The organism is Haladaptatus sp. AB643 (genome assembly GCF_024136975.1).
Classification (GTDB): Archaea; Halobacteriota; Halobacteria; order Halobacteriales; family Haladaptataceae; genus Haladaptatus.
On sequence record NZ_JAMYJW010000001.1, the window covers coordinates 540,088 to 549,070 of the forward strand.

General features: G+C 56.2%; 6 protein-coding genes. All 6 read left to right on the plus strand.

Annotated features, from left to right (window positions below; genetic code table 11):
- The first annotated feature begins 17 nt into the window (after window positions 1–17).
- The 6 genes from NKF25_RS02780 to NKF25_RS02805 all read left to right on the plus strand — a co-directional run bounded on the left by NKF25_RS02780 (window position 18) and on the right by NKF25_RS02805 (window position 8,936).
- Window positions 18–1,175, plus strand: a complete 1,158-nt coding sequence (locus NKF25_RS02780; RefSeq protein ID WP_253225193.1) for a hypothetical protein — start codon at window positions 18–20, stop codon at window positions 1,173–1,175.
- A gap of 232 nt (window positions 1,176–1,407) precedes the next feature.
- Window positions 1,408–4,188: a TraM recognition domain-containing protein gene (locus tag NKF25_RS02785; protein WP_253225194.1), complete on the plus strand. Its 2,781-nt coding sequence runs from the start codon at window positions 1,408–1,410 to the stop codon at window positions 4,186–4,188.
- A 364-nt stretch (window positions 4,189–4,552) separates the two neighbouring features.
- Entirely contained in the window at window positions 4,553–5,809 is a 1,257-nt protein-coding gene (locus NKF25_RS02790; RefSeq protein ID WP_253225195.1) for a hypothetical protein, read from the plus strand.
- Window positions 5,810–5,910: 101 nt separating this feature from the next.
- Window positions 5,911–6,438 carry a hypothetical protein gene (locus NKF25_RS02795; protein ID WP_253225196.1) on the plus strand — a complete coding sequence of 176 codons (528 nt, stop codon included), beginning with the start codon at window positions 5,911–5,913 and terminating at the stop codon, window positions 6,436–6,438.
- A gap of 592 nt (window positions 6,439–7,030) precedes the next feature.
- Entirely contained in the window at window positions 7,031–7,687 is a 657-nt protein-coding gene (locus NKF25_RS02800) for a site-specific integrase (RefSeq protein WP_253225197.1), read from the plus strand.
- A gap of 388 nt (window positions 7,688–8,075) precedes the next feature.
- The gene (locus NKF25_RS02805; RefSeq protein ID WP_253225198.1) at window positions 8,076–8,936 is read left to right on the plus strand and encodes a DNA-binding protein; all 861 of its coding nucleotides are present in this window, start codon (window positions 8,076–8,078) and stop codon (window positions 8,934–8,936) included.
- Window positions 8,937–8,983: the final 47 nt, after the last annotated feature.

The window sequence follows — 8,983 nt, forward strand, 5'->3', positions numbered from 1 at the left end:
CACCAACTCACACGACCATGGTATTCACCAACTCCACTGACACAGCTTCACCGACCAGCACCGAACTCACAGCCGAAACGGTTGACCGAGTTCGCAACGCCGCGACCGCTGAACCCCTGATACGGGTTCGTCCATTCATCGACACCGACGGGATTGCGGCTGGCCCACGGTTTCTCCGTGGACTCCACACCACGCCTGCCGGGACGTTCCGTCGTGGTGGTTCGCCTGTATATGCCGCCGAAATCTGGTTCACGAATGGGAAACTCCAGTTTTACCTCCGTGTCCCCGACCAACAGGATGCGATCGCACTCGTCAACGCACACTATCCGAACAGTGAGACGCAAACAGTCGATGGCGCTAGCTTCCTTGACGTCACTTCCGGAGCACATGTCGCTGCCTGCCATCTCGAACTCCAGCAGGATGCTGCATTCCCACTCAAGCACCTCGAATCACGTCCGACGTTCGACGACGACCCGTATCGGACGCTCCTTTCACGACTCATCGGGAACGACGACGAAACAGCCATTCTCCAGATCGTGTTCATGCCAGTGAGTCAGACGTGGGCGAGACGCGGACTCGTGGGCCGACTCGGGCATGGCGACGTTACCCGTCTAGCTCAGACACGCCGTGAAGGACGGGTCAAAGGGTATCTTCAGCCCGAAGTCGTGCAGTCGAAACGAGATACGCGTGCTGCCGACGACATCGTGACTCAGTTGGGGTTTCCAGCGTTCGCGACTACCATCCGCGTCGTCACAATTGCACCCGACGGTTCGACGGCGAAACACCGGCTCAGACGCATAGCCGACGCGGTCAGTGTCTTCGATCACGACCACACCAATCAGGGATTAGAACCCAGATACGTCGTCAAATCTCACCTTCCTGCCGTTCTCGAGGCCGCTGGGATGCGCGTCCTTACTGCGGAAAGCCGACTCAAACGCACACTCTGGGGACGGACGAACGTCCTGACAGTGAACGAACTCGCTGGTCTCGTGCATTTCCCGAACGAGGAAATCCAGAATTCAGCTGTCGACTGGTCACGGAGGGCTGCGGGGGTCGGTGTTCCTGCCGACGTCGAGGCGTTTTCGACATCTTCTAGTGAGAAGCACCGATTCGGTGACCACGGACGACCGGGTCACGACGAACTCGACGAAAACAGGGGACACGATGGTGTTTGATCGATTCTTCGACGACGCAGAGACGGTTGAAGGACAATCTGACCCCGAGGAGGAATCTCAGAGTGAAACACGTACTGACCCGACGTCGACACTCGATTCAAACTCTCCTCCTCGCTCACGGCTCGGGGAACCCTACGATATCACTGCTCGCAATACCGTCTCTGTCGGCGGGAAGCCGGTTCTTACGGAGACAGAAAGTGAAGGCACTGTCGCGGGAGCACGCGTCCGTGACATGTTCGAATCGAGTGTCGAGACCTCACGTGCGCCACTCTGGATCGGGTACGACGAGGACACACATCGTGGATTCCGAGAAGCACCACTCCGCTTCGACTCGCTCTTTCGGCACATCTGGATTACGGGAACGACTGGCTACGGGAAAACGACGGAACTGCTCAACATGATGGTGCAGTGGGCGTACGCTGGCTACGGTTTCGTCTACGTCGATCCGAAGGCTCGTGACTCTCGTGAACTGCTGCGGAAGCTTCCCGAGCATCGCCTCGATGACGTGGTCTGGATCGAACCCGGTGCGGCAAACTACGACAAGACCGTCGGGCTGAATTTCCTCGAACTCCCCGACTGCGCCACCACGACAGAACGTGAAAACGAGATCGAGAATCGCATCGAGAACCTCAAGGCGATTTTTGATACGGACGAGTACTGGGGCGTGAACATGGAGTCGGTCACCGAATCGATGGGACGAGCGATGATGCAGTCCGAGAAGCCGTTTTCGGTGATCGATATGTACTTCACGCTGTTGAACGCCAAGCGACGCGAAGAGTTCGCTCGTGACGTCGATGATCCCTACGTCCGAGAGTTCTGTCTCGAAATAGCACGGATGGACGACGAGACGGTTCGCCCACTGCTCAAGCGAATCAAATCGTGGGTCGAGAATGCAGTCATCCGACGGATCATCGCTCATCGCGAGAGTACGATTGACTTCCACGATATCATCAACAACGACCGCATCGTCATCGTCTCCACACCCGTTGAGAACACGGATATCAAGAAAATGGTCACGCTCGGCGTGATGCGGAATCTCTGGAGTGCCATCCAACACCGATCGTATGAACAGGCGAGTGAGCCAGACCCGTACTTCGTCCTCTGTGACGAGTTCGACACCATCGCGAGCGAGAACTTGGATATCGAGTCGATGCTCGCTCGTGCTCGGTCGATGCGCCTCTCCGTGACTCTGGCGTCCCAGTATCCCTCGCAACTCGATGAAGACACGCGCAAGTCGATGCTGAACAACTGCGACAACCTCATCGCGTTCTCGGTGAACGACGTCGACGACGCACAGCTCCTGATGAAGCGGTTTCGCGGCTACACTGCAGAAGATCTCATCTCGACCGATCAGTATCAGGCCTGGACGAAACTGCCACTCGACGGAGGACAGTACTCCGAACCTGTCTTGCTTCGGTCGTTTCCGCCATATCCACCGCTACGGTCGGCGGACACAGTTGACGACATCATCTCACAAAGCCTGAACCGATACGGCATTGAGCGGCTGACCGATGGCGAAATACTCCGGAACCTCCTCTACAGCGACTCCAACGACGCGGCCAACCCGGAGAAACTCTTGGCCGAGACGATGGCCGAGGCAATTCGTGCGGTACAACTCCGGGAGGGTGTGCGTGCAACCAACGGTTGGGTGGACGCTCTTGCCGTTGACGAGGAACTCGTCCATCGTCTCGAACACACTGATGACGACCAACCTGACATCGACTACGACCCACTGGATTTCCCGGACATACGCGATACATCGCGGTTGATCGAAGTCGATATCGACCTCCAAGACGACGCCGTCGTAACCCGTCTCTCCGAGGACGGTGAGAAAGTAGTACGTCCAGAGACGGGCACTGTACGTTCTGCTGGGGGAACAGGCCACGATGCGTTGCTTAGTGATACCGAACGAGTACTCACCGAGCATGGATTCAGCGTCAGTATCGTCGAGCAGGACGGGAGCGAACAACCCGACGGTACTGCCACACACCCAGAGTACGATACCGCGTTCACTATCGAAGCCGAGACGACGACACCGGAGCGCCCTGCGAAAGTCCTCAAGAATCTCGCCCGTGCTCACGAAGGGGATCGAATCCCTATCTTCGTTGTTCGTCCCGGCGATTCTGCGACACAATGGGCCTCCCGAATCGAAAACATCTGCTCGCCTCCGGTGCGAGAACTGGCAGACGGCACTGAGCAATTCTACAACTGCGACGAGATTGTGATGTTCGGTGGCGGGGCGACGAGTCGTGGTGGCGTAACCGCCATTCGGCCACGAACCGCCTACTCGAATCGGACGGTCTGGACACGCGAGGACGGTGAGCGCGTACTCTCGGATGGAGAGACAGAGTTCGCTCGTGTTCCTGATCAGGAGTCACTCTCGAAAGATAGCGTTCCGGCCTATTACAGCTACGACCGTGAGACTGGCCAGTACACAGTGCATGAACCGGGAACGACCTCTGTTTACGACTCCAAAGAAAACTTCGAGGCGGATTGGGTTCCGATAAAGCGGCCGTTCGTTCCCGACGTCGAACTATCCGGCGCAACGGGTTCACGTGAATGCTACATCATCCTGATTCTACCTGAGGGTGATGCGCCAACACTCTATCAGCACGGACAATCGTATCCGCTGACCGAATGCGTCGAGAATGCGAGCCTCTGGCCCACTGTCGACAGTCCTGACGATCTGGCTGGAACTCACTCGATGGTTGGACAGACAGATGTAGATGAGTCACTGGAAATCGATCCGAGTGGCGACGCCATCGAAGCATTCACTGCGATGTACGTCAGGCAAGCCGATGACGCACGAGTACCGAAGGACGAGGTATTCCAAGCGTACGCCAACTGGGTCGACCAGCAGGATATCGACGGGACGACCAAAGGTTGGTTCACACGGAAGTTGGGGAGCGTGGTTGAGTTCGATACCGAGCGGCGTCGAGTAGACGGTGACCGTGTGCAATTCTACACCGGTCTTACCCTGACAGAAGCGGGGCAAACACTCCTCGACCAATGAGAGACATCAGAAACATGAGATACTGTCGAAGGTCGAATTCAGGTCGTATTGCTCACCGTTGCTTCGGTTGGACTATTCGCCGGTATTCTGAACTCTCACAGTCTCAAACGAGCATTTCCATTCCCTGTCCACGCAGACTGTCCAATCAGAGAAATCGGCGAACGTTGGTGTCCATGCAAAATCGCACGACTGGAGGGCCGTCCATGCAAAACAGCCCATCAAAACCAACTAGTATATATTGGGATGCATCCGCAGAAGGATTGAGTGGACAGCGGGTAGACCGCGGGCTTGAGAACCAGACATTGTGTTCGAATATTGATATAGATCGTCGAGTAGGGAGAGTTGTTCAGATCCGGAGGAATCCATGATGGATTCTGCACAGACAATCGACGACACAGTGATCTCGGATGACTTGCGACAGCGCGACCAGTGGGTGTGCTGGAAGAAAAAACATCGTGACGGAAAAGCAACGAAGATACCGGTGAATCCAGAAACAGGCGTGTTTGCATCATCGACAGACGCGGACACGTGGACCGACTTCGAGACAGCACTCAACTACGTCACAACAGGTGCCGCCGATGGTGTCGGGTTCGTGTTCGCCGAAGATGATCCAATCGTCGGCGTGGATCTCGATGACTGCCGCAATCCCGAGTCGGGTGACGTCGACGACACAGCACTAGACATCATCGAACGACTTGATTCCTATACGGAGATCTCGCCGTCCAGAACTGGCTATCACGTGCTTATCAAAGGCGAACTACCAGAAGGGCGTAATCGGCGAGGAAACATCGAACTGTATGATAAAGCTCGCTTTTTCACCGTAACTGGCAACCACGTCAAGGAGACACCCACGCGGGTTACACGACGTCAAGACGCCCTCGTGGCGATCCATCGTGAATACGTGCAAGATATCGAATCGGCGGATGGAGACGACTACAGCAGAGACGCAAATAACAGAGACGGTGTCGGAACCGCTGTTGATGTCGATCTCGAGAATGACGAATTACTGCAGAAAGCGAAAAATGCCTCGAACGGCGCAAAGTTCGAGCGCCTTTGGAATGGGAACACAGCCGGATACGACAGTCAGTCAGAAGCCGACATGGCATTGTGTTGTTTGCTCGCGTTCTGGACGGGTGGCGACGCAACGTGGATGGATCAATTGTTCCGGCAGTCCGGCTTGCTTCGTGAGAAGTGGGATGAAATCCACTATGCAGACGATTCGACGTACGGTGAGAAAACTATCGAGCGAGCGATTGCAACTACATCGGAGTTCTACGACCCAGATACAGGGGACGAGTCTTCAGTGACTACCGATGCTCCGGTCACCTCTGGTTTCGAAACCACCCATGATGGATCCACTCGGAATCAAGCATATCTCACCGAGAAGAATCGGCTGTTGACCGACCGTATCATCGAACTCGAAGCAGAACTCGAAGCGAAAGACGACCGCATTGAAACGCTCGAAGCAGAATTAGAATGCTTGGAATCAGAACACGCTGATGGACAGTCACCCCCGGCAACCACAACTCAAACAGCGGCATCTTCCCTCTCAGAAACCAATCAGCCTCCCAATTCGATCTGGGAGCGGACAAAGACCCTCCTCGGAGACAACACTGAGTGACAGACGGGCCTGCTCCTCTCGATCTTTGGCGGATAGACTATTTAGCGCACATATGAGTTCTCGGAGGAAGATATATGCTCTTGGGCATCTAAAAGACAGTTATGACTGAGGATGGGATACCTGCGTCCGGATCGCGTAAGCAGTGGCAGGCCGATCGAACGACATTCCAGCGGGTCTATGACGTCCTCGTCGGAACGTCCGATCCAGCGTCGGCACAGCAATTCGCTGAGTGGGCCGACTGCTCTGAGAACGGTGCGCGGCAAGCACTCGAACAACTGACGGAGATGGGAATCGCCGAGCGAACCGACACGCGACCAGCAACCTACCAGCGCAACCCCTCATACTTCCGTTGGAAGCGCGTGGAACAACTGGCTCGTGAACACAGTCCGAGCGATCTTCGTGCCCGAATCGATGACCTCATTGAGAACGATCAGGCCTACCAAGCGGAGTACGGTGTTCCCGACCCAGACGCTGTGGCCACTGCTGACGATGCGGTTGAGGATCATGAATCGTTGCACGAGCGCTGGAATGACCTCTCCGAGTGGCGAACGATTCGGCGCGATATCATCGTCCTCAAACAGGCGGTTCAGCGAGCCGAGTCCACGTCTGATGATCGGGTGCAGGCCTAACCGTGACAGAGCGACCTGAAGGTCCGAGCGGACCACTCGATGTTCCAACACTCACCGTACTTGCACAGCGGGCAGCCACGCATCCACTGATCAGAGGCTGGGAGTTCCGTCCAGATTCGATCACGCCGCGCGTACTCGAACTCCAAGTAGACTCGGAGCAGTATCCAGCGGCGATTGATGACGTTCGCGTCGATATTCGGTGGTTCGAAGGTGAGAACTATTCAGTCCATTACCTCGAGATATCCGCAGACGGGACGTGGCAATGCCGATGGGATCGCCACCCAAAACCAAATGCACCGAAAGAGCATTTCCATCCACCACCGACTGCGGAAGATACCGTTGAGCCATCGCCACTCGATGCCGATCACCATCTGGACGTTCTCTTTGCTGTCCTTGATTGGATTGGCGACCGAGTCCAAGAACACCACGGCGTATGACCGACTACCGGTGCTACAATGTAGTTGCTTACTCTCGTTTTTGTCCGAGAATCCCCCATTCGCACCCACATGAGCACGTAAATCAACTCTCATTCCACTCTATTCGAACCATCCTTTAAGTACTGGTGTCCTGTATTCTAGAATAACGGACACCCATGCGCCTCGACCCCTACCCAACCCGCGACGACGGCATGCGCGTCTGGCTCAGTGCCGACGAAATGAACCAACTCATCGACGAAGCCGACGGTCCCCAGCAGAAAATCGCGTTCCTCCTCGGTGGACGCTGTGGCCTCCGACGGAGTGAGATCACGCAGGTCTGTCCGAAGGACTTCGTGACCGGCCCCACTGGCAAACACGTCCGTATCTGGGAGGACTACGCCAAACGCGAGCACTATCGCGAGCCACCTGTTCCCGACACTCTGTACAGTATCGTCGAGACGTATGCGTGGGATCGTGACGACGACGCTCCCGTGGTCAACGTTCCCGACAAGTACGTCTACCGCTGGGTTCGCCGTGCGGCCGATCGACTCCAGGAGGAGACCGGTGATGAAGGCTGGCAGTTCGTTGGCCCGCATGACCTACGGCGAACGTGGGGTACTCATTTGCTCGAACAGGGTGTTCTCCCGAGTGTGGTAATGGCGTTCGGTGGCTGGGACGACTGGGATACGTTCCGGCGGCATTATCTCGGTGAATTCTCACCTGAGGCCATCCGCCGTGAGTGCGCGAAAATCGATTTCCTCGGTGGTGAGCCCGAAACGGAGCAGCCGCAGTTCGGGACGATGCCTCAGACTCGGACGCAGTACAGTCAGTGAGCAGTGGAGTTGTTCTCCTGACATCAGACTAACTATTTACCAGATATTCGTTTACGGTACGCCCGCTCGCCGTCCTATTCGGTCGGGCCGTCGTTCGTTCCCTTCCGGAACGCCAGCGGGTTAGTCGGTCGGTTCCTGCGCGCCGTCGGTGCTCGGAACACGACGAGACTAACTCCGCTGGCCACTCGGCCCGACCGGGACGACGCGCGTTCTCGTCTGTGTCCCTTCGATAGCACGCGCTCGCTTCGCGCCCAGGGGACGCTCGCGAAGGCGCAAGCGAGCGCGTGCAGGAGTCGAATGAGTTGTGCGGTGCAGAGATGGGACTCGTGTTGTGGCGAGTGTTGGAAAAGACACGGTTGTGGACGCGTCTTCGGAGCAAAGGACTCCAATGAGTACTAAACGCACGATCGGTCAAGTAGTTTCGGTCGAAGAATTGGTGATTGAACACGAAGACGAAGAACGGTTTGAGGTCGTCGAAGATGGCCCTGAGCTGCGGCCGTCGGTCGAGCAGACAATCCAAGGGAAAGTCGATACGAACCATCCCGATGGGATTGGACGTGGACTGACATTGGCGGCAGAAGAGCGATTGGTAGCCCGTGAGCAGGAAATCAAGCGAACGCGTGAACGGTATGATCGGTCGCAGGATTCGAATCGGGAAGCACAGTGTCGAACAGCGGCAGAACGTGTGAGCATCAAGCGGCGTTGTGACTTCCAGAAACGAGCAGCGGTTGTGAATCCGTGGTGTAATCCAGATAGGCAAGATCCACGTGAAGAGCTATCACAAGAGCAGTTGGCGGCGGTAAATCAGCAATCGATGCGGTTGGAAGAGAAGCTCGATGGGTGGTCAAGAGCGGCAATTAGTCGGCGGTTAGCCGAGCGCGTCGTAGACGGGACAAGTCTCATGGGCGCGGTCGTCGGGGTGTACGAGGAGTTGCGAACAGCACCTGGACAGGTGATTCCGATTGCAGACGTTGGTGAAGTAGTGCGTCAAGAGGTAAGTATCATGGGAACAATTACTCAGTTGTGGCAGCCAAGCCATCACCGAATTTCTCAAGTGGGACTACTCGAAGACGAAACGGGGCGGGTCAAGTTTACGGCGTGGCGCAAAAGCGGCGTCCCGATGGTTCATGAAGGTGAGACGGTAGAGTTCAGGAGTGTGGCCAAGAACTGGTACAACGGGCGCATCTCAGTGGCGCTGACTGGCTGGAGCACCATACACTTCCCTGAGCGCGGCCATTGGTGGGAATAACCAACAAAACCGTTTTTGTTAGCAAACGAATCTGCTACGTTTCTTCT